Raw genomic sequence first — 20957 nt, forward strand, 5'->3', positions numbered from 1 at the left:
AATTGGATTATTTCTGTACGTGCTCTTGCAGGCTATTTTTGGTATGATTTGAGATTCAGCTCTCAAAATCATGCAAAAAAGAAGGTGTTGGAATGTTCATATCCGACCAGGAGACCTAATGATATCGATACCCATGCGACGACTTGGGGCCACGATACTCATGTTTTCCACCTTGATATTTTCAGGTGGGGTGCTGGCGAAGACGCACACAGAAACAGCGAGTCACAAAGCCCACGTCACTAAGGCAAGCGTAAAAAAACAGGCAAGCAGTAAACAAGAGTATTCTCGCAATAGTGTAAAAAGTAGTTCACTTCCTGATTTGCGAAAATACCCTTCCGGAACACCAAGGAAAAAAGCGTTTCTCCGGACGGTAATGCCTTATATCACCAGTAAAAACTCTGCGATTACCGCCGAGCGTAACTGGTTGCTGTCAAAACAGTACAATAGCCAATGGTCGCCTGCCGAGCGCGCGCGTCTGAAGGATATTACTCAACGCTACAAAATCAGCTGGAACGGGAATACGCGCCGTATTCCATGGAACGCCCTGCTGGAGCGTGTAGACATTATCCCGGACAGCATGGTTGCGACTATGGCGGCAGCGGAAAGTGGTTGGGGCACGTCAAAACTGGCGCGTACCAACAACAATCTGTTTGGCATGAAATGTGCGAAAGGTGCCTGTAAAAACGGGGCTGGCAAAGTGAAAGGTTACTCTCACTTTAACTCCCTGCAGGAATCGGTGGATGCTTACGTCACCAACCTGAATACGCACACGGCCTATGCGTCATTCCGTAAATCCCGTGCGCAGCTGCGTAAAGCGGATCAGGAAGTGACGGCGACCAACATGATTCACAAGCTGAAGGGTTACTCAACCCGTGGCGAGAGTTACAACAACTACCTGTTTGCCATGTATCAGGACAATCAGCAGTTAATCGCCGCCCATATGTAATATCAGCTCTGTAAACGCCTTCCAGCCGGAAGGCGTTTTTCTTTGTGCTAGATAAGGATTTCGCTATAGCGGTCGCGATAGTCTTTTGGTGTGCTGTCGTACTCTTTACGAAACACCGAATAGAAATATTGCAGCGACGGGTAGCCGCACATCTGTGAGATTTCATTGATCGAGAGCGACGTTGATATCAGCAGGCTACGCGCCTTTTCCAGTTTCTCCGCATGAATTACCGCGTGAATCGTCTCACCGACCTCTTCTTTAAAGCGCTTTTCCAGGTTGGAACGCGAGATGCCAACGGCATCCAGCACCTGATCCACTTTGATGCCTTTACAGGCGTGATTGCGAATGTAATGCATCGCCTGAATCACCGCCGGGTCGTTCAGCGAGCGGTAATCCGTCGAGCGCCGCGCCACCACGCGTACCGGTGGCACCAGCAACCGTTGTAACGGCATGGTTTCGTTATCCAGCAGACGATGCAGCAGCTTCGCCGCCTGGTAGCCCATTTGCCGGGTTCCCTGTGCCACGGAAGAGAGCGCAACGCGCGAGAGATAACGGGTGAGTTCTTCGTTATCGATGCCAATCACGCACAGTTTTTCCGGCACCGGAATATGTAAATGGTCACACACTTGCAGAACATGACGTGCTCGGGCGTCGGTCACGGCGATAATGCCGGTCTGCGGCGGCAGCGTTTGCAGCCAGTCCGCCAGCCGGTTTTGCGCATGTTGCCAGTTCTCAGGCGCGGTGGTCAGCCCCTGGTAAACCACGCCACGGTACTTTTCTTGCGCCACTAACTGGCAGAAGGCGTGCTCACGTTCTGCCGCCCAACGTTTGCCGCTGGAGGACGGCAGGCCGTAGAACGCAAAACGGTGCACGCCTTTCTCTTTCAGATGCAAAAACGCGCTCTCCACCAGCGCGTAGTTGTCGGTCGCGATGTAATGCACCGGCGGGTAGTGCTCCGGGGTGTGATAAGAGCCGCCCACGCCGACAATTGGCACGTCGACATCCGCCAGCAGACGCTCAATGTCCCGATCGTCATAATCGGCGATCACGCCATCGCCCAGCCACTCTTTGATATTTTCAATGCGGGCGCGAAAATCCTCTTCAATGAAAATATCCCACTCGGATTGCGAGGCTTGCAAATACTCGCCGACCCCTTCGACAACCTGGCGGTCGTAGGCTTTATTGGCATTAAATAACAATGTGATGCGATGGCGCTTCTCAAACATGTTGGTTTGCTTCCTGACTTTCCATCCGATCTCATTATCATATTCATCAAACTGATGAATAAAAAAGATCCGGCCGTGTGATCGCGCCTTAATTCACAATTTTCAGGCCCGCCGTTTGGTGGCGGAATCCATCCACACAGCCAGCAGCAAAATGGCCCCTTTGACGATGTATTGCCAGAACGTCGGCACATCCATCATGCTCATGCCGTTATCCAGCGACGCCATAATAAACGCGCCCATTACCGCACCCGCGACGCTACCAATACCGCCTGCAAGGCTGGTGCCGCCAATCACACAAGCGGCAATGGCGTCCAGTTCGGCGATGTTTCCGGCGGAAGGTGAGCCTGCCCCGAGGCGCGAACTGAGGATCAAACCGGCAATCGCCACCATCAATCCGTTAATGGCAAATACCGCAAGTTTGGTGCGCTCGACGTTAATGCCGGAAAGCCGTGCCGCTTCCAGGTTGCCGCCAATAGCGTAAATACGGCGGCCAAACGCGGTGCGCGTCGCCATAAACATGCCCGCCAGCAGTAAAAACGCCAGCACCAGTACCGGAGTGGGGACACCCCGGTAATCATTCAGCAGCCAAATGGCTCCCAGCACGATCACTGCGATAATTGCCTGACGTCCAACCGCTGTTGATGAGGGTGACGTTGCCAGCCCCAGCGTCTGCCGACGCATACGCCCGCGCCACTGCCAGAGTACAAAAGCCACCAGGCCCAGCAAGCCTACGCCGAAACCTACGCCGTCTGGTAGATAGCTTTGGCCAATCTGCGACATTGCCGCGCTGGTGGGGGAAACTGTGGTGCCGTTAGTAATGCCGATCAGCACGCCGCGAAAAGCCAGCATCCCGGCCAGCGTGACGATAAATGAAGGGACTTTGCGATACGCCACCCACCAGCCGTTCCAGGCGCCAAGCAGCAGGCCGAGCACCAGTGTTACCGCCACGGTTAGCGGCAGCGGCCAGCCCAGCCAGACATCGAAAATCGCCGCCGCACCGCCGAGCAACCCCATCATGGAGCCAACGGAGAGGTCAATTTCGGCAGAGATAATGACAAACACCATTCCCACCGCCAGGATGCCGGTGATCGCGGTTTGGCGCAGCAGGTTAGAGATATTACGCGCGCTCAGGTAGGCGCCATCGGTCATGCCGGTGAAAAACAGCATGATCACCACAATGGCGGCAATCATCACAAATACTTGTAAGTTAAGGGACTTCAGCGCGGAAAAAGCCCCTGGTGAGGCGGTAGTTAATTTAATTTCAGACGGGTTGCTTTTCGACATGATGTTCGCTCCTCAGCGCCGCTTCCATGACCTGCTCCTGGGTCAGATTACGATTGATGAGATCGGCTTTTAGCTTGCCTTCATGCATCACCAGCACCCGATCGCTTAATCCCAGCACTTCGGGAAGCTCGGATGAGATAACGATGACGGCGATCCCCTGCTGCACTAATTGGTTAATCAGTTTGTAGATTTCGTATTTCGCGCCGATATCGATACCGCGCGTGGGTTCATCGAGGATCAGGATGCGCGGGTTGAGTAACAGGCAGCGGGCGAGAATCGCCTTTTGCTGGTTGCCCCCGCTCAGGCGGCCGATTGCCAGCTCCGGGGAAGACGTTTTCACTTTTAGCCGCTGCAGCGACTGTAAAATGCACGCCTGTTCGGCGGCATCGTCCAGGCTGCTTAACACGCCGGTAAACTGGTTAAGCGCCGCCAGCGTGATGTTCTTACCCACCGCCATCACCGGCACGATGCCGTCTTTTTTGCGGTCTTCCGGCACCATGGCAATGCCAAAGTCGATAGCCTGCTGGCAGTTGTGAATCTGTACCGCTTTGCCATCAAGGAAAATTTGCCCTTCCCAGCGCCCCGGCCAGACGCCAAACAGGCACTGCACCGCTTCGGTCCGCCCTGCGCCGACCAGCCCGGCGATGCCAAGGATCTCGCCGCGCTTCAGGCTGAATGAAATATCGTTCACCCGTTTGATATGGCGGTTTACCGGATGCCAGGCGGTAAGATGTTCAACGCGCAGGATCTCCTCGCCTGTCGCATGCGGTTCATTGGGGTAGAGCGCGGTCAGTTCGCGACCTACCATCATCGTGATGATGTCGTCTTCGCTCATGCCAGCGGCATCACGCGTACCGATATGCTTGCCATCACGGATAACGCAGATGGTGTCCGATATCGCTTTGACTTCATTCAGCTTGTGGGAAATGTAAACGCAGGCGATATCGTGGTTGCGCAGGTCGCGGATGATATCCAGCAACACGGCGGTTTCCTGCTCGGTCAGCGAAGCGGTGGGTTCATCAAGGATAAGCAGCCGCACCTGTTTGTTCAGCGCTTTGGCGATTTCGACCAGTTGCTGTTGCCCGAGCCCTAAATCGCCCACCCGGGTATCCGGCGAAATCGACAGGCTCACCTGTTTGAGCAATTTTTCGCAGCGCAGTGTCATTTGGTCGTAATCCATCACGCCGTGACGCGTGATTTCCGTACCGAGGAAAATGTTTTCCAGCACGGTTAAATGTTTCACCAGCGCCAGCTCCTGGTGAATGATGGCGATACCTTTCCGCTCGGTGTCGCGGATATGGCTGGCTTGCAGGGTTTCGCCCGCAAAAATAATTTCTCCCTCGTAACTGCCAGCCGGGTAAATCCCACACAGCACTTTCATCAGCGTGGATTTACCCGAACCGTTCTCACCGCACAGCGAGAGCACCTCACCCGCGTTAAGGTGCAGGCTGACGTTATCTATCGCCTTTACGACACCAAAAGTTTTGGTGATATTTTTCATTTCAAGTAAATAAGGCATGGCTGCTCCACGTCATTCGCTGATATACAGCGCCTGAAAGAGATGGCAGCCGACGCGCCCGCAGGCGCGCCGACGGTTTTAGAGCTGATTTTTCTGATGGAAGCCGTCTTTGATGACAGTAGCGTCGATGTTGTCTTTGGTGACTTCAATTGGCGTCAACAGGCGGGCAGGGACATCTTTCAGGCCGTTATTCAGTGAAGCGTCCGCTTTTGGCGTTTTGCCATTACCCAGTTCGACAGCGATTTCCGCCGCCGTATTCGCCAGTTGGGTGATTGGCTTATAGACCGTCATGGTCTGGCTGCCGTTAATCAACCGTTTCACCCCTGCGAGGTCGGCATCCTGGCCCGAAATCGCCACTTTTCCGGCCAGACCCTGGGCGCTCAGCGCCTGAATCGCGCCGCCAGCGGTGGCATCGTTGGAAGCAACCACCGCATCAATTTTGTTATTGTTGGCGGTGAGGGCGTTTTCCATAATCTTCAGCGCGTTTTCCGGTAACCAGCCATCGACCCATTGATCGCCGACAATTTTAATTTTCCCGCTATCAATATAGGGTTTTAATACCTTCATTTGCCCGGCGCGGAATAACTTGGCGTTATTATCTACCGGCGATCCGCCCATTAAAAAGTAATTTCCCTGCGGGACTTTGCTTACCAGGCTTTGCGCCTGTAATTCCCCGACTTTTTCATTATCGAAAGAGATATAGAAATCGATATCGGCATTATTAATCATGCGATCGTAAGCCAGGACTTTAATTCCTTCCTGTTTGGCTTCTTTTATTACGTTACTTAACACCTGGCCGTTGTAGGGAATAATAACCAGTACGTCGACGCCACGGTTGATCATATTTTCAATTTGCGACATCTGCGTTTCTTCATTTCCGTTTGCGGATTGAACAAACACGTTAGCACCGAGCGACTCGGCTTTTTTCACAAAGATATCGCGGTCTTTTTGCCAGCGTTCAAGGCGCAAATCGTCAATCGCCATGCCGATTTTCACCTCTTTGGCATGGCCGAAAGCGCTTGCCAGCAGCAGGGAGGCGCAGAGTGTAAGGCAAAGGTTCTTTATCTTCATAATAGTAATACCTTTTGTAGGGTGAAGGGCGAGATAAAAGAAACATGCACTGCTATAGACGAGCAAATTCTTAACGCAGAATTCTTCTCTGGCAATTACAGATTTTTATCCGGGCATTACGTTTTTTGGTTTATTTGCTGATTTATGACCGCGATCTTATTTTAAAAAAAGCAAAACCGATTTTGCATAAAAAACAGGAAGGCGCCTCGCAGCCGCTGATATCATTATTTTGCGAGCCAGCGCACGTTTGTGCATTCTCTTAATAGCAGTGTGAAATAACGTAATTGAGCGAGTCAGAGAGAGAATCCAGTATTAACGTCAGATTTGTACACTCGCCAATGGAGCTCATTATGCAAGCTTATTTCGACCAGCTGGATCGGATTCGTTTTGAAGGTCCAAAAACCACGAATCCTTTAGCGTTTCGTCATTACAATCCGGATGAGCTAGTGCTCGGTAAGCGCATGGAAGATCACCTGCGTTTTGCTGCCTGCTACTGGCATACCTTCTGCTGGAACGGCGCAGATATGTTTGGTGTGGGCTCCTTCGATCGCCCATGGCAACAGCCTGGCGAAGCCATTGCGATGGCGAAGCGTAAAGCCGATGTCGCGTTTGAGTTTTTTCATAAACTCAATGTGCCCTATTACTGCTTCCACGATGTGGACGTTTCGCCGGAAGGCGCGTCGCTGAAAGAGTATCTGAACAATTTTGCGCAGATGGTGGACGTGCTGGCGGAAAAACAGCAGCAGAGCGGCGTGAAGCTGTTATGGGGCACGGCGAACTGCTTTACCAACCCGCGCTATGGTGCGGGCGCGGCGACCAACCCGGACCCGGAAGTATTCAGCTGGGCGGCGACGCAGGTGGTGACCGCCATGAACGCCACTCACAAACTTGGTGGCGAAAACTACGTGCTGTGGGGCGGTCGCGAGGGTTATGAAACCTTGTTGAATACCGATCTGCGCCAGGAGCGCGAACAGATTGGCCGCTTCATGCATATGGTGGTGGAGCACAAACACAAAATCGGTTTTCGCGGCACGTTGCTTATCGAACCGAAACCGCAGGAACCGACCAAGCACCAGTACGATTATGACGCCGCTACCGTTTATGGGTTCCTGAAACAGTTTGGTCTGGAGAAAGAGATTAAACTGAACATCGAAGCCAACCACGCCACACTTGCCGGTCACTCCTTCCATCATGAAATCGCCACGGCCATCGCGCTGGGGCTGTTTGGTTCAGTGGATGCGAACCGCGGCGACCCGCAGCTCGGCTGGGATACCGACCAGTTCCCGAACAGCGTCGAAGAGAACGCGCTGGTGATGTATGAAATCCTCAAAGCGGGTGGTTTCACTACCGGCGGCCTGAATTTTGACGCCAAAGTACGCCGTCAGAGCACCGATAAATACGACCTTTTCTATGGTCATATTGGCGCGATGGACACCATGGCGCTGGCGCTGAAAGTGGCGGCTCGCATGGTGGAAGAGGGCGAGCTGGATAAACGCGTAGCGAAACGCTATGCGGGCTGGAATGGTGAGCTGGGCCAGCAAATTTTGCAGGGGCAGCTTAGCCTCGCGGAGCTGGCGAAGTACGCTGAACAGCAGAACCTGGCACCGCGCCACCAGAGCGGTCATCAGGAGCAACTGGAAAACCTGGTTAACTACTACCTGTTTGATAAGTAAACCGTTCTGCGCCGCCGATAACGCGGCGCACTAAAAAGGAGTGGTCACTATGTATATCGGGATCGATCTCGGCACCTCTGGCGTGAAGGCGATTCTGCTCGGTGAGCAGGGCGAGGTGCTGGCCTCGCATACGGAAAAACTCAGCGTGTCGCGACCGCACCCGCTGTGGTCGGAGCAAGATCCCGAAGCGTGGTGGCAGGCGACGGACCGTGCCATTCTGGCATTGGGCGAGGCGCATTCGTTACAGCAAGTAAAAGCGTTGGGCCTCGCCGGGCAGATGCACGGCGCGACGCTGCTTGATAAAGATAACCAGGTGTTGCGTCCGGCCATTCTGTGGAATGACGGTCGCTGCGGCGAAGAGTGCGCGCTGCTGGAAGAAAAGGTCAAAAATTCCTGTGCGATTACCGGCAACCTGATGATGCCCGGTTTTACCGCGCCGAAACTTTTGTGGGTGCAGCGTCACGAGCCAGAAATATTTGCTCGTGTGGCGAAGGTCTTGCTGCCTAAAGATTTTCTGCGTTTGAAAATGTCTGGCGTATTCGCCAGCGACATGTCCGACGCGGCGGGAACCATGTGGCTGGATGTGGCGAAACGCGACTGGAGCGATGACATGCTGGCTGCCTGCTCGCTTTCACGTGCGCATATGCCTGCGCTGTTTGAAGGCAGCGAAATTACCGGCGAACTGTTACCCGAGATCGCCCGGCGCTGGGCGATGCCCGTCGTTCCGGTTGTCGCGGGCGGCGGAGATAACGCCGCCGGTGCCGTTGGCGTCGGTATGGCAGACGCAGGCCAGGCGATGTTGTCACTGGGCACATCCGGGGTCTATTTTGCCGTCAGCGAAGGGTTCCTCAGTAAACCCGAAAGCGCGGTACACAGTTTTTGTCACGCGCTGCCTGGCCGCTGGCATTTGATGTCGGTAATGCTTAGCGCGGCGTCGTGCCTGGACTGGGCGGCGAAGCTAACGGGGCTGGAGTCAGTTCCGGCATTGATTAACGCCGCGCAACAGGCGGACGATAACGCCGGGGATCTGTGGTTTTTACCCTACCTTTCCGGCGAGCGTACGCCGCATAACAACCCACAGGCGAAAGGCGTGTTCTTTGGTCTGACGCATCAGCATGGCCGCGAAGAACTTGCCCGCGCCGTGCTGGAAGGTGTCGGTTTCGCGCTGGCGGATGGTATGGATGTCGTCCACGCCTGTGGCGTCACGCCGCAGAGCATTACGCTTATCGGAGGTGGTGCGCGCAGCGCATGGTGGCGGCAAATGCTGGCGGATATCAGCGGATTGCAGCTCGATTACCGCACCGGCGGTGATGTTGGGCCAGCGCTTGGCGCGGCGCGGCTGGCGCAAATTGCCGTCAATCCGCAAACGCCTCTGGCGACGCTACTGCCGCAACTGCCGGTTGAGCAACAGCACGCACCGGATGCCACCCGACATGCTCATTACGCGCCACGCCGCGAAACGTTCCGCCGTATCTATCAGCAGCTACTGCCGCTGATGTCCTGATTTTTCCTGCTTATCCGGCCCGCTGTTCAGGTGGGCTGGAATCACCATGATGTTGTCCTTTTTTGGTCTTAGCAGGCGCAAAACTCCTTGCCACAATAGCGTTAACCCTACTGAGCAAGGAGTCCTGAAATGTCCCGCACCGCGCTGATTAACATCGACACACAGCAATCTTTTTTCCATCGTGACTACTGGCAAGATACGGATTTCGCCGCGTTTCAGCAGGCCATCTCCACGCTTATCGCTGGCTGTGAAGCACGTGGCGTACCGGTAGTCGATATCTTTCATGTCGCCGATAGCGGGCCGTTTTCGCTGGAGAGCGGTTTTGTCACGCCGATGCCCTTCCTGCAACACCGCGCCGCCGTAACGTTTTATAAGCATGTGCACAATGCGTTTACCGATACCGGGCTCGATCACTGGCTGCGCAGCCGCGACATCAACCACCTGATTATTTGCGGTATTCGCACCGAGCAGTGCTGTGAAACCACCGCGCGCGTCGCATCGGATCTGGGGTATCGCGTGACCTTTGTCAGCGAAGCGACACTGACCTTCCCGATGACACATAAAGGGGTTACGCTGGATTGCAACGCGCTGCGCCACCGCACTGAAACCGTGCTGGAAGGCCGCTTCGCTGCCATTAAAACCGTCCACGAAATTCTGGAACTGTAATGACCACAGATGTCTGGTTTGTGATGTTGCCCGGCGTTCTGGCGCTGGATATGACCGGCCCGGCGGAAACCTTCGCGCTGGCAGGTAACGCTTTTCGCCTGCACTACGTTGGGCCGGAAGCGAGTGTGTCGACCTCGATTGGCCTGACGATGGGAAATATTGCACCGCTACCGGATACCTTGCCGGAAGGCAGCCTGCTGGTGCTGCCAGGTGTGTCAGATTCCTCACGGTTATTTGATACGCCGCAGGCGAACGCGGTGCGGCACTGGCTGATGCGCCTGCAACCGCTGATCCACAGCCAGAGCATTACGTTGATGTGCGTCTGTTCCGGCGCAGTGCTGGCGGCGAAGGCCGGTCTGATGAACGGCATTCAGTGCACCACTCACCATGATGTCATTGCCCGTTTACGCGCGGTGGCACCTGCGGCGCTGGTTAAAGAGAACCGTATTTTCATTGAGGATCGCAGCATCTGGACCAGTGCGGGCATCACCTCCGGTATTGATCTGGCGCTGCATCTGATTAACCGGTTTTGCGGGCCGGAGACGGCGCTGGCGGTAGCGCGGGAAATGGTGGTCTGGTTCCGCCGTTCCGGGGAAGATCCGCAAATTTCACCGTGGCTGCGCTACCGTAACCACCTGCATCCGGCGGTGCATCGCGCACAAGATGCGTTGACGGCGGAGCCGCAAAAAGCCTGGCAACTGAGCGACATTGCCGAGCGGGCGCACGTCAGCCCCCGACATTTAACGCGCCTGTTCCAGCAACATCTCGGGATCAGCGTGCGTGATTATCTGGAGCAGCTGCGGCTGGTGATTGCCGAACAGTATCTGTTGCAAGGGCGCGGCACCGAGCAGGCCGCACTTGCCGCCGGTTTCTCCTCGCCGCGCCAGCTACAGCGTGCGCGCCAGCGTGCCATTAACTGACGAAACGGCGTTTGTCGAGGCGTTGCACCAGCATCGACAGCGCCAGGCTCGCCAGCAGCGTGGCAGTGAAAATCCATACTATATCGAGCAGCGGTGAAGCGTGGATTTCAACGCCGCGCGTGCGCAGGGCGTGAATAATCAGCGCGTGAAAACCGTAAATACCCAGCGAATGGTGAGAAATCAGCGTCAGCCCCGGCAGCGTGCGGCTATTCAGCGTGTTTTTGATGAGCGTAAACAGCGCGATGGCGCAAAGAAAGACCATCGGCCCGCAGTAGAGATACCAGGTATCGGCGAAATTGCCGCGCCATTTCAGCTCATTGAGCGTACCGCGTGAAATCACAAACACCGCAGCTAAAAACAGGGCGGCGCAGGCCCAGCTTAATGCCCGTTTTTGCGTCTCCATCATGCCGATAGCGCGCCCCAGCATGCCGTACAGAATGTAGTAAAACGTATCCCCGCCAATATAAAGATTGACCGGCAGCCACTCAAAACCGCCGATTTTCTGCGGCACCGTATTCGGGTTGGCCACAATGCCAATCACCACCACTAATGCCAGCAACATTTTGCCGCTGAGCGCTTTCACCTGAATCAATGGCGACACCAGGTAAATGACGATAATGGCGAAGAAAAACCACAGGTGATAAAACACCGGTTTTTGCAGCAGGTTTTTCAACGACAGCTCGCTGTTAATCGAGGTGAACAGCACGATATAGAGCAGGGCGATAAGGCTGTAGAACACCAGACAAAGCGCGATGCGCAAGAAGTGGCGCGGCTGTGCGCTGCGTTCGCCAAAAAAGAGGTAGCCGGAAATCATAAAAAACAGCGGCACGCTGACGCGTGAAGCGGAGTTGAGGATATTGGCGATATTCCAGTCGAAAGTGGTAATACTGGCAGGATTGGTAATGTACCAGGTAGTGGTATGGATCATCACTACCATTAAACAGGCTATCCCTCGCAGATTATCTATCCAGTAAATTTTCGACTGCATCAGTTCCTCTGTGTTCACGTTAAAGACAACTCCCTCAGACTGTAAGATTATCCGCCCATCTCATTAGATAATTCTGAGTTTTACCGCTCTTGCTTGTGCGTTTTGCGCAGATTTGCAAAATTTGCGTTCCCCGCCTTTAAAAATAACAGCCCGCGAGCAGGCAGTGATAAAAATGATGAAGTGTATTGTCCCCGCGCTGGTGCTGCTATTAGCTGGCTGCAGCGCCTCTGCAGATATTCCCGCGCAGCAAGCGCAAAAAGCCAGACCCGGCCCCGAACATTCGCTGGATATGGAAAATTTGTGCAGACAAAACGCCGCTCGCCGTTACAACACCGGCGTACAGCAAATTGATGTCACTGGCTTTGAACAATTTCAGGGCAGCTATGAAATGCGGGGCATGACGCCGCGCCGGGAAGCCTTTGTCTGCACTTTTGACGCGGAAGGCCAATTTTTACACCTTTCGATGCGCTAAACCGCCAGATTCCCGCCCGACGGCGCGTGCTTTCCCCAATTTTCCTTAAACAAACCCGTTTCGTACTGTATATCTTGCAGCCAGCGGGTATACTGGGCGCTTCCTTTAAATCCACACGTATCCAGCACGAAAGAATATGCAAAAGTTTGATACCAGGACCTTTCAGGGTCTGATCCTGACCTTACAGGATTATTGGGCTCGTCAGGGCTGTACCATTGTTCAACCTCTGGACATGGAAGTGGGCGCCGGTACATCGCACCCAATGACCAGCCTGCGCGCGCTGGGGCCAGAACCGATGGCAACCGCGTATGTGCAACCTTCCCGCCGTCCGACCGATGGACGCTATGGCGAAAACCCGAACCGTTTACAGCACTATTATCAGTTCCAGGTGGTGATTAAACCGTCTCCGGATAACATTCAGGAGCTGTACCTCGGGTCACTGAAAGAGCTGGGTATGGATCCGACCATTCACGATATTCGTTTCGTGGAAGACAACTGGGAAAACCCGACGCTGGGTGCCTGGGGTCTGGGCTGGGAAGTGTGGCTGAACGGCATGGAAGTGACGCAGTTTACCTACTTCCAGCAAGTTGGCGGTCTGGAGTGTAAACCGGTTACCGGTGAAATCACCTACGGTCTGGAACGTCTGGCGATGTACATTCAGGGCGTGGACAGTGTTTACGACCTGGTCTGGAGCGACGGCCCGCTGGGTAAAACCACTTACGGCGACGTGTTCCATCAAAACGAAGTGGAGCAATCCACTTACAACTTCGAATACGCGGATGTCGACTTCCTGTTCACCTGCTTCGAGCAGTATGAAAAAGAAGCGCAGCAGCTGCTGGCGCTGGAAAACCCGCTGCCGCTGCCTGCCTACGAGCGCATTCTGAAGGCCGCCCATAGCTTCAACCTGCTGGATGCGCGTAAAGCCATCTCCGTGACGGAACGTCAGCGCTATATTCTGCGCATCCGCACGCTGACCAAAGCAGTGGCTGAAGCGTATTACGCTTCCCGTGAAGCCCTTGGCTTCCCGATGTGTAACAGAAATAAATAAGAGGCGGCCATGTCTGAGAAAACTTTCCTGGTGGAAATCGGCACCGAAGAGCTGCCACCAAAAGCCCTGCGCAGCCTGGCCGAGTCCTTCGCTGCCAACGTTACTGCTGAGCTGGATGCGGCGGGTGTCACCCATGGCGACGTGCAGTGGTTCGCCGCGCCGCGCCGTCTGGCGGTAAAAGTCGCGAAACTGGCGGCTTCCCAGCCGGATCGCGAAGTTGAAAAACGCGGCCCGGCAATTGCCCAGGCGTTTGACGCGGAAGGTAAGCCGAGCAAAGCGGCTGAAGGTTGGGCGCGTGGTTGCGGTATCACTGTCGATCAGGCCGAGCGTCTGACCACCGACAAAGGTGAATGGCTGCTCTATCGTGCGCATGTCAAAGGCGAAAGCGTGGAAACGCTGCTGCCGAACATGATTGCTAACTCGCTTGGCAAGCTGCCGATCCCGAAACTGATGCGCTGGGGCGCGTCGGATGTGACGTTTGTTCGTCCGGTTCATACCGTTACGCTGCTGCTGGGCGACACCGTTATTCCGGCAACCATTCTGGGTATTCAGTCCGATCGCGTGATTCGCGGCCACCGCTTTATGGGCGAGCCGGAGTTCACCATCGATAACGCCGATCAGTACCCGCAAATTCTGCTGGAGCGCGGCAAAGTGATCGCCGATTACGACGCGCGTAAAGCGAAAATCAAAGCGGATGCTGAAGAAGCGGCGCGTAAGATTGGCGGTAATGCCGATCTGAGCGACAGCCTGCTGGAAGAAGTGACCTCGCTGGTGGAATGGCCGGTGGTGCTGACCGCGAAGTTCGAAGAGAAATTCCTCGCCGTTCCGGCGGAAGCGCTGGTTTACACCATGAAAGGTGACCAGAAGTACTTCCCGGTGTATGGCAATGACGGCAAACTGCTGCCGAACTTTATCTTCGTCGCTAACATCGAATCGAAAGATCCGCAGCAGATTATCTCCGGTAACGAAAAAGTGGTGCGCCCGCGTCTGGCGGATGCCGAGTTCTTCTTCAATACCGACCGTAAAAAACGCCTCGAAGATCATCTGCCGCGTCTGCAAACTGTGCTGTTCCAGCAACAACTGGGTACGCTGCGCGACAAGACCGATCGTATTCAGGCGCTGGCGGGCTGGATTGCCGGGCAGATTGGCGCGGATGTGAATCACGCCACGCGCGCGGGTCTGCTTTCCAAATGCGATCTGATGACCAACATGGTGTTCGAATTCACCGACACCCAGGGCGTGATGGGCATGCACTATGCGCGTCACGACGGCGAAGCAGAAGATGTTGCTGTGGCGCTGAACGAGCAGTATCAGCCGCGTTTTGCCGGTGATGAACTGCCGTCGAACCCGATCGCCTGCGCGCTGGCGATTGCCGATAAGATGGACACTCTCGCGGGGATCTTCGGTATCGGGCAGCATCCGAAAGGCGATAAAGACCCGTTCGCACTGCGCCGCGCGGCGCTGGGCGTGCTGCGTATTATCGTTGAGAAGAACCTGGCGCTGGATCTGCAAACCCTGACCGAAGAAGCGGTGCGTCTGTACGGCGACAAGCTGACCAACGCGAAAGTGGTCGATGATGTGATCGACTTTATGCTGGGCCGTTTCCGTGCCTGGTATCAGGACGAAGGCTACAGCGTGGATACCATTCAGGCGGTGCTGGCGCGTCGTCCGACCAAACCGGCAGATTTCGATGCGCGTATGAAGGCGGTTTCGCACTTCCGTACGCTCGACGAAGCGGCGGCGCTGGCGGCAGCGAACAAGCGCGTTTCCAATATCCTGGCGAAATCCGATGAGACGCTGAACGATATCGTTCACGCCTCGGTGCTGAAAGAAGCGGCGGAAATTAAGCTGGCGGGTAACCTGGTAGTGCTGCGCGATAAGCTGCAGCCGTACTTTGCCGAAGGCCGTTATCAGGACGCATTAATCGAACTGGCGCAGCTGCGCGAGCCGGTGGATGAGTTCTTTGAGAACGTGATGGTGAATGCCGACGACAAAGACGTGCGTATCAACCGTCTGACATTGCTGTCTAAACTGCGTGAACTGTTCCTGCAGGTGGCGGATATCTCTCTGCTGCAGTAATCGTCATGGCAATAAAAAACCCGCTGCGGCGGGTTTTTTTATGTCTGGCGTCAGGGCTGTGGCGTGTTTTGTTCGCCGGGGTAAGGGTCGAACGTCGTAAACGTCGAATTGACGCGAACGTTGTTACGGCCTGCGCGTTTGGCTTCATACAGCGCATTGTCGGCGCTCTGGATAAGCTGCCCGTACTCGGTGTGGCTTTTCTGGCAAAGACTGGCGACGCCAATACTGACGCTGATGATACCGCCAGGGGAACTGGCGTGGGGCAAATCCAGCAACTGGACGCTGGTGCGGAGTGTCTCGGCGAGCTCAACGGCATCAGCACAGCGGGTTTCAGGTAACAGGGCGCAGAACTCCTCGCCGCCGTAACGGAACAGGACATCGGCAGGGTTTTTCAGCGCGCCGCGCATCGCGGTGGCGATTTGCTGTAAGCACTCGTCACCGCGCTGGTGACCATTGCAGTCGTTATAAAGTTTGAAATAATCCACATCAATCAGCAGCAGCGACAGCGGCTTGTTATTGCGCTTGCTGGCGCGCCATTCACGCTCAATGCAAAGATCGAAATAACGGCGGTTACCCACGCCGGTAAGCCCATCGGACAGCGATTGCGATAAAAGCTCATGCGCCTGTTCACGCAGTAAGGATTCGCGGCGCACGGCGGCGGTAACATCGACTATCTGAATCAGGCAATAACGTTCCGTCTCGCCTAACGGCACAATGGTGACCGCCTGGCTCAGGCGCGCGCCGGGGCGTGACGGTTCGGCGTAGAGCGGGAAGGGTGAACGGTGCAAAGATTGCGAAAGCAGGGCCGATAAATTGTGGCCAATAGCCTGACGAATCGCATCGCCGACACGGTGATACACCAGGTCGGGAAATACGCTAAAAAAATCCTCACCAACCGTGTCGCAGGCCGCACGCCCGGTGTGCGTTTCTAACCACGCGTTCCACAGGGCGATACGGTAGTGTGCATCAACAATGATCACACCGAGGCTTAAAGATGAAAAGGCATCAAACAGCAACGTATCTTTCATTTTCAGTGCATTCCGTCTGGAACACTGCCGGTTTCTACGCGGCTGATATAAAGCCGGATCTGTTCACGTAAGTCACGCAGCGCGGACATATCAAGGATAAAGGCGAGATATCCCTGAATCTGCTGGCGCTCAAGCGCAAAATCGATACGCAGCATCATCACCAGCGGGTCGTTGTCATCTTTATTCGGATTGAGGATCTGCTTGCTACTGCCCACACGAACGACGGGCAGCGAACCTTGCAGCTCTTTCTGGAACATATTGGCCAGCGTCCCGACGCAGGCGTTGAGCACAATATTGCCAATTTCGCTTATCGCTTCGCGTTCCATCTCGCCCAACTCATGCGCGGGGATCAGGTCGCCGACCATCATGCGCACAATTTCAAAACTGGCGGCTTCAGGAAACATCAAAATCGCTTCGGTGGCATACGCGCCCTGATAGTGCTGGCTAATACCGAATAACGAGATGCCCGCGCCTAACTCTTCAGCGGCTTCAGAGCGCGGCGTAAAGCGGATCGTCGGCACCGACATACGCACTTCTTCATTGACGATATTGCTCATCGCGGCGGCGGCCTGACCGACACCGATGTTAAAAATCTCCATCAGGCTGTCGGTTTCAATTTCGCTGATATCCGGCAATTCGCTCATGGATGTGCCTCCAGATCGTTCAACAACGCGTGGAGTTGCGGCTCTTTCAGCGGTTTTGGCAGGAAGCCAAGACCGAGCGTTTGCGCAGCGGTTTGTATGGAGTGCTGAACGTTGGCGGTGAGCAGAATGATATGCGTACCTGGGTGCGTCTGGCGGATGCGCGAAGCGGTTTCCATGCCGCCAATACCCGGCATGTTTACATCCAGCAGGATCGCAAAAGGTGTGTGCGCCGATGCCAGTTCGATCGCCTCTTCGCCCGTTCCGGCTTCGTCGATTTTCCAGTCCTTGTGCAGGCTGAGCACATACTGGCGTGAAATCATGCGTGACAGGCGGCTGTCATCGACAATCAGGATATATTTCGACATCATTCATTCTCGTCTGGTGATTCATTGCCTGAAAAGGACAATGCACAGCGCCCGGGGTGGCTCTCTTCCCTGATGAATGCGGCTTAACGTCTCAACATCGTTATGTTTCACATAACGCGCTGTTTCGTATTTTCCTTTGTTAAATTCTCTTCCCGGTTTACACGCACGGCCTGCTGCTTTTGGTTAAGTCACCATATTCATCGGCAATAACATGCAAATGATTAGCCTCTTTATGACGAGATGGTGAAAATTTAGCCTTGAAGAGGGCAGATGATGCGGCTATTCTTTGCCGCGACGAACTTCTCGTCTCACCGGAGCGCTTTCTGAAAATGAACAAACACGACTGATGAACTCGGATCCTTGCTAAACGCGCAGGCGTCGGCAGGGGATGTATTGATTTCATTCAGGAGTGCTTATGGCTCATTGCGCCCAGATCCCCGCTTTTATTTTGCATCAGCTCACCTGTAAGTTTGCGACGGGCGAGACGCTTTTTGGCCCGCTTACCCTCTCCCTTGAACCGTCGCTGTGCGGCCTGGTGGGGCGTAATGGCGTGGGCAAAACACAATTACTCCGTCTGCTGGCCGGGCTAGCCACACCGGCCTGCGGGCATATCGAACGCTTCGGCACACATACGTATGTTGCACAGCAGCATGCGGTTTCCGCGCATACCACGCTTGCGGAACTGCTTGGTTACACAGACGTTTTCGCCGCCCGCGAGCGCGTCGAACAGGGCGCTTACCAGCCCGACGATCTCGACAAACTTGAAGGCTACTGGGATCTACCGGAACGCCTGGCAGCGGCTTTTTCTGACGCCAGACTTCCCGCTTTTGACCCGAATAGACCTGCCATTACGCTGAGCGGTGGCGAGCGCGTGCGGGCACTGTTATGCAGTGCGTTTATCGCCAGGACAGATTATCTGCTGCTGGATGAACCGACCAACCACCTCGACAGGCAGGGGCGTGAGTGGTTTTACGCACAGCTGGCGCAGCGAAACGGTGGGGCGCTGGTGGCGACTCACGATCGCGAATTGCTGGCGCTGATGCCGCGCATTCTTGAGCTCACGTCCGCCGGGTTGCGCAGTTATGGCGGTAATTATGACGACTATCAGCGCCAGCGCGATGCGGAACAGCAAGCCGCGCGGGCAATGCTTGAACACGCCGTCAACGAGCGTCGCCGTACCCGCAGCAGGATGCAAAAAGAGCATGATGCCAGCCAGCGGCGCTCGGCGCAGACGCTGCGAACGGTGGATTCGTTAAATATCGCCTCGTTTGAACGCGTAAAATACAAGAACGCGGCGAAAGAGCGCCCCGATAGCTGGCGCAAGCAGCACCGCGATCAGAATGACACGCTTAACACCGCCGTTAACCAGGCGCGCGAACGGGTGGAAGAGGAGATGCCGGTACTGTTTACGCTGCCTGGCAGCCATCTTCCTGAAGGTAAGCAGGTGCTGGTGATGGAGGATGTGCTGCTGCCGCACGTAGCGCTTCCTCCGCTTAACTGGCGAATGGACGGCCCAATGCGCGTAGCGGTGCGCGGGCCGAATGGTTGCGGTAAATCGACGCTGCTGAAAGTGATCCTCGGTGAGCTGGCTCCCCGCGCCGGACTGTGCCAGCGCGCGGTTACCTGCGCGTACCTCGATCAGCACTTATCGCAGCTCGATCTCTCGTTATCGGTGCTGGCACATCTCAATGCTGGCGATACACCGATGGAGGAGGGCCTGCTGCGCACCCGCCTGGCGCAACTGCAACTGGGGGCAGATAAAGTGGTGTTACCGATGGCGGCGCTGAGCGGCGGGGAGCGTTTAAAAGCGGCGCTGGCGTGCGTACTGTGGCGGCGCGCTGCCACGCAGTTGCTGCTGCTGGATGAGCCGACGAACCACCTCGATCTGGCGTCAACGCAGGCGATTGAAGCGGCGCTGGCGACATTTCCTGGCGCGATGCTGGTGGTGTCTCATGATGCGTCATTTCTTCAGGGATTAAAGCTTACGCACAGTCTGGTATGGCGGGAAGAGGGCTGGTACTGCGAAGCGGAGTAAGGTGGACATTAACCCCCGGATTATCGGGGGTTCTACCATCACTATTTATTCAATTAACTGCTTACTGAGCGTTGGGTTCGCATGAATCAGACGCATCAGTTTCATCTCGGTGGCAGTGGGTTTTATACGTTGTGATTCCCATTCATGCACCATCGATACTGAGACTCCCATGGCACGAGCGAAGTCATCAATTTTAAGCCCGGTTCCACGTCGCAATTGTTCAAAGTCACTAAAGTAATTCTGCTTCTTGCTCAGGGTTACCGGCTGCGTTACGTCATTTTTAAAAACAATTTGTTCCAGGCTGCTCAACAGCTCAAATTCTGGATCTTTATATTCCATCGAGAACTCCTCGTAAAATCACACAGCGGGATCGTGATACAGCTCATTAAGAATAGTCGTGAAAATTCCTGGTGTGGTGGTTGCGCCAGTGATTATTTATGCGTCGAAACGTTTTGATGCTGTTGAAATGCACGTTTTGACTTTCCGTTACCGCTTAATTGCTTGATTACGCTCAGGCTGCTCTTATTCAGTATATTTTTGTAAACCTTCAGCAGAATTTTCGATTAAGAATAATCTGTACCGATTCGCGGAAAATTTCATGCCAGGTCGGTTTCGCGCGTTTAAGAATGCATTGAAGGGGTATCTTGCGAAGCAGACCTGGACTATTCTTGTAAGCCTTCAGGCACGCGTGTGCCGGTATGCGCTTTTATGGGTGAAAGGAGTAACAAAATGGCGACAGGAAAGTCCTGCTCTCGCTGGTTCGCGCCTCTTGCGGCGTTATTAATGGTAGTAAGCCTGAGTGGGTGTTTCGACAAAGAAGGCGATCAGCGCAAGGCGTTTATCGATTTCCTGCAAAATACGGCCATGCGCAGCAGCGAACGACTGCCCGCGCTGACGGCGGATCAGAAGAAACAGTTTGGCCCGTTTGTCTCTGATTATGCTGTGATTTATGGCTATTCCCAGCAGGTTAACCAGGCGATGGACTCCGGTCTGCGTCCGGTGGTGGACAGCGTTAATGCTATCCGCGTACCGCAGGATTATATGACGCAGCGTGAACCGCTTCGCCAGGCCAACGGTTCGCTGGGCGTGCTGAGCCAGCAACTGCAAAACGCAAAAATGCAGGCCGATGCGTCGCATGCCGCGTTAAAACAGGCTGACGATCTGAAACCGGTTTACGATCAGGTGTTTACCAAAGTGGTCACTAATCCGGCAAATGCTTTGCAACCGCTGATCCCGGCGGCGCAAGTATTTACCCAGCAACTGGTTCAGGTGGGTGATTTTATTGCTCAACAGGACACACAGGTGAGCTTTGTTGCCAACGGCATTCAGTTCCCGACGTCGCAGCAGGCCAGCCAGTATAACGCGCTGATTGCGCCGCTGGCCGCGCAGCATCAGGCGTTCAACCAGGCCTGGACAGCAGCCGTTACCGCCACGCAGCAGTAATCCGGCGCAGGCAAAAAAAAGAGGCGACAGGTTCGCCTCTTTTTTA

The 20957-nt window shown here is 54.9% G+C and carries 19 protein-coding genes; 10 read left to right on the forward strand and 9 right to left on the reverse strand.

The genetic code is table 11. The features are described from left to right. Positions 1–118 precede the first annotated feature (118 nt). A complete protein-coding gene (locus DFO56_RS18585; RefSeq protein WP_044489523.1) occupies positions 119–946 on the forward strand; it encodes a protein bax in 828 nt (275 codons plus the stop codon). Positions 947–993: 47 nt separating this feature from the next. On the opposite strand, the gene xylR is transcribed toward DFO56_RS18585, so the two are convergent. From xylR to xylF, 4 genes are all read right to left on the reverse strand, one after another. Beyond that, positions 994–2172: a D-xylose utilization transcriptional activator XylR gene (xylR, locus tag DFO56_RS18590; protein WP_045507552.1), complete on the reverse strand. Its 1179-nt coding sequence runs from the start codon at positions 2170–2172 to the stop codon at positions 994–996. Positions 2173–2274: 102 nt separating this feature from the next. Beyond that, the gene (gene xylH / locus DFO56_RS18595; RefSeq protein WP_045507555.1) at positions 2275–3456 is read right to left on the reverse strand and encodes a xylose ABC transporter permease XylH; all 1182 of its coding nucleotides are present in this window, start codon (positions 3454–3456) and stop codon (positions 2275–2277) included. Beyond that, entirely contained in the window at positions 3434–4975 is a 1542-nt protein-coding gene (locus tag DFO56_RS18600; RefSeq protein WP_045507558.1) for a xylose ABC transporter ATP-binding protein, read from the reverse strand. Before DFO56_RS18600 ends, xylH begins: the two co-directional genes overlap by 23 nt. Before the next feature lie 78 nt (positions 4976–5053). Further along, a complete protein-coding gene (gene xylF, locus DFO56_RS18605; RefSeq protein WP_020455712.1) occupies positions 5054–6046 on the reverse strand; it encodes a D-xylose ABC transporter substrate-binding protein in 993 nt (330 codons plus the stop codon). A 350-nt stretch (positions 6047–6396) separates the two neighbouring features. Between xylF and xylA the strand changes: the two genes are divergently transcribed. The 4 genes from xylA to DFO56_RS18630 all read left to right on the forward strand — a co-directional run bounded on the left by xylA (position 6397) and on the right by DFO56_RS18630 (position 10809). Next, positions 6397–7719: a xylose isomerase gene (xylA, locus tag DFO56_RS18615; protein WP_045507561.1), complete on the forward strand. Its 1323-nt coding sequence runs from the start codon at positions 6397–6399 to the stop codon at positions 7717–7719. A 49-nt stretch (positions 7720–7768) separates the two neighbouring features. Further along, positions 7769–9223 carry a xylulokinase gene (gene xylB, locus DFO56_RS18620; protein ID WP_045507564.1) on the forward strand — a complete coding sequence of 485 codons (1455 nt, stop codon included), beginning with the start codon at positions 7769–7771 and terminating at the stop codon, positions 9221–9223. A gap of 129 nt (positions 9224–9352) precedes the next feature. After that, complete coding sequence (locus DFO56_RS18625; RefSeq protein WP_020455708.1) at positions 9353–9889, forward strand: isochorismatase family protein; 537 nt, start codon at positions 9353–9355, stop codon at positions 9887–9889. Then, complete coding sequence (locus DFO56_RS18630) at positions 9889–10809, forward strand: GlxA family transcriptional regulator (RefSeq protein ID WP_020455707.1); 921 nt, start codon at positions 9889–9891, stop codon at positions 10807–10809. Before DFO56_RS18625 ends, DFO56_RS18630 begins: the two co-directional genes overlap by 1 nt. Here the strand turns inward: DFO56_RS18630 and DFO56_RS18635 are convergent. Then, complete coding sequence (locus tag DFO56_RS18635; protein WP_045507567.1) at positions 10802–11797, reverse strand: acyltransferase; 996 nt, start codon at positions 11795–11797, stop codon at positions 10802–10804. The two genes, DFO56_RS18630 and DFO56_RS18635, sit on opposite strands and share 8 nt — an antisense overlap. 172 nt (positions 11798–11969) lie before the next feature. Between DFO56_RS18635 and DFO56_RS18640 the strand changes: the two genes are divergently transcribed. The 3 genes from DFO56_RS18640 to glyS all read left to right on the forward strand — a co-directional run bounded on the left by DFO56_RS18640 (position 11970) and on the right by glyS (position 15396). Next, on the forward strand, positions 11970–12269 hold the full coding sequence (locus DFO56_RS18640; protein ID WP_020455705.1) for a YsaB family lipoprotein: 300 nt from the start codon (positions 11970–11972) through the stop codon (positions 12267–12269). Between the two features lie 136 nt (positions 12270–12405). Then, on the forward strand, positions 12406–13317 hold the full coding sequence (gene glyQ, locus DFO56_RS18645) for a glycine--tRNA ligase subunit alpha (RefSeq protein WP_020455704.1): 912 nt from the start codon (positions 12406–12408) through the stop codon (positions 13315–13317). A 9-nt stretch (positions 13318–13326) separates the two neighbouring features. Further along, complete coding sequence (gene glyS, locus DFO56_RS18650) at positions 13327–15396, forward strand: glycine--tRNA ligase subunit beta (protein ID WP_020455703.1); 2070 nt, start codon at positions 13327–13329, stop codon at positions 15394–15396. Between the two features lie 50 nt (positions 15397–15446). On the opposite strand, the gene DFO56_RS18655 is transcribed toward glyS, so the two are convergent. From DFO56_RS18655 to DFO56_RS18665, 3 genes are read right to left on the reverse strand one after another with little or no spacing between them, the layout of a single operon-like run. Continuing rightward, the gene (locus DFO56_RS18655) at positions 15447–16424 is read right to left on the reverse strand and encodes a GGDEF domain-containing protein (RefSeq protein WP_045507571.1); all 978 of its coding nucleotides are present in this window, start codon (positions 16422–16424) and stop codon (positions 15447–15449) included. Between the two features lie 2 nt (positions 16425–16426). Next, the gene (locus DFO56_RS18660) at positions 16427–17068 is read right to left on the reverse strand and encodes a chemotaxis protein CheC (protein ID WP_045507574.1); all 642 of its coding nucleotides are present in this window, start codon (positions 17066–17068) and stop codon (positions 16427–16429) included. After that, on the reverse strand, positions 17065–17436 hold the full coding sequence (locus tag DFO56_RS18665; protein ID WP_020455700.1) for a response regulator: 372 nt from the start codon (positions 17434–17436) through the stop codon (positions 17065–17067). Before DFO56_RS18665 ends, DFO56_RS18660 begins: the two co-directional genes overlap by 4 nt. Before the next feature lie 412 nt (positions 17437–17848). On the opposite strand from DFO56_RS18665, the gene DFO56_RS18670 reads away from it, so the two are divergent. Further along, complete coding sequence (locus DFO56_RS18670) at positions 17849–19468, forward strand: ABC-F family ATP-binding cassette domain-containing protein (protein ID WP_045507577.1); 1620 nt, start codon at positions 17849–17851, stop codon at positions 19466–19468. A 45-nt stretch (positions 19469–19513) separates the two neighbouring features. On the opposite strand, the gene DFO56_RS18675 is transcribed toward DFO56_RS18670, so the two are convergent. Continuing rightward, positions 19514–19807 (reverse strand): HTH-type transcriptional regulator, encoded by a 294-nt coding sequence (locus DFO56_RS18675; RefSeq protein ID WP_020455698.1) that lies wholly within the window; start codon positions 19805–19807, stop codon positions 19514–19516. Positions 19808–20197: 390 nt separating this feature from the next. On the opposite strand from DFO56_RS18675, the gene DFO56_RS18680 reads away from it, so the two are divergent. After that, the gene (locus tag DFO56_RS18680; protein WP_020455697.1) at positions 20198–20911 is read left to right on the forward strand and encodes a DUF3053 domain-containing protein; all 714 of its coding nucleotides are present in this window, start codon (positions 20198–20200) and stop codon (positions 20909–20911) included. Positions 20912–20957: the final 46 nt, after the last annotated feature.

The organism is Kosakonia sp. AG348, assembly GCF_003337365.1.
Taxonomy (GTDB): Bacteria; Pseudomonadota; Gammaproteobacteria; order Enterobacterales; family Enterobacteriaceae; genus Kosakonia.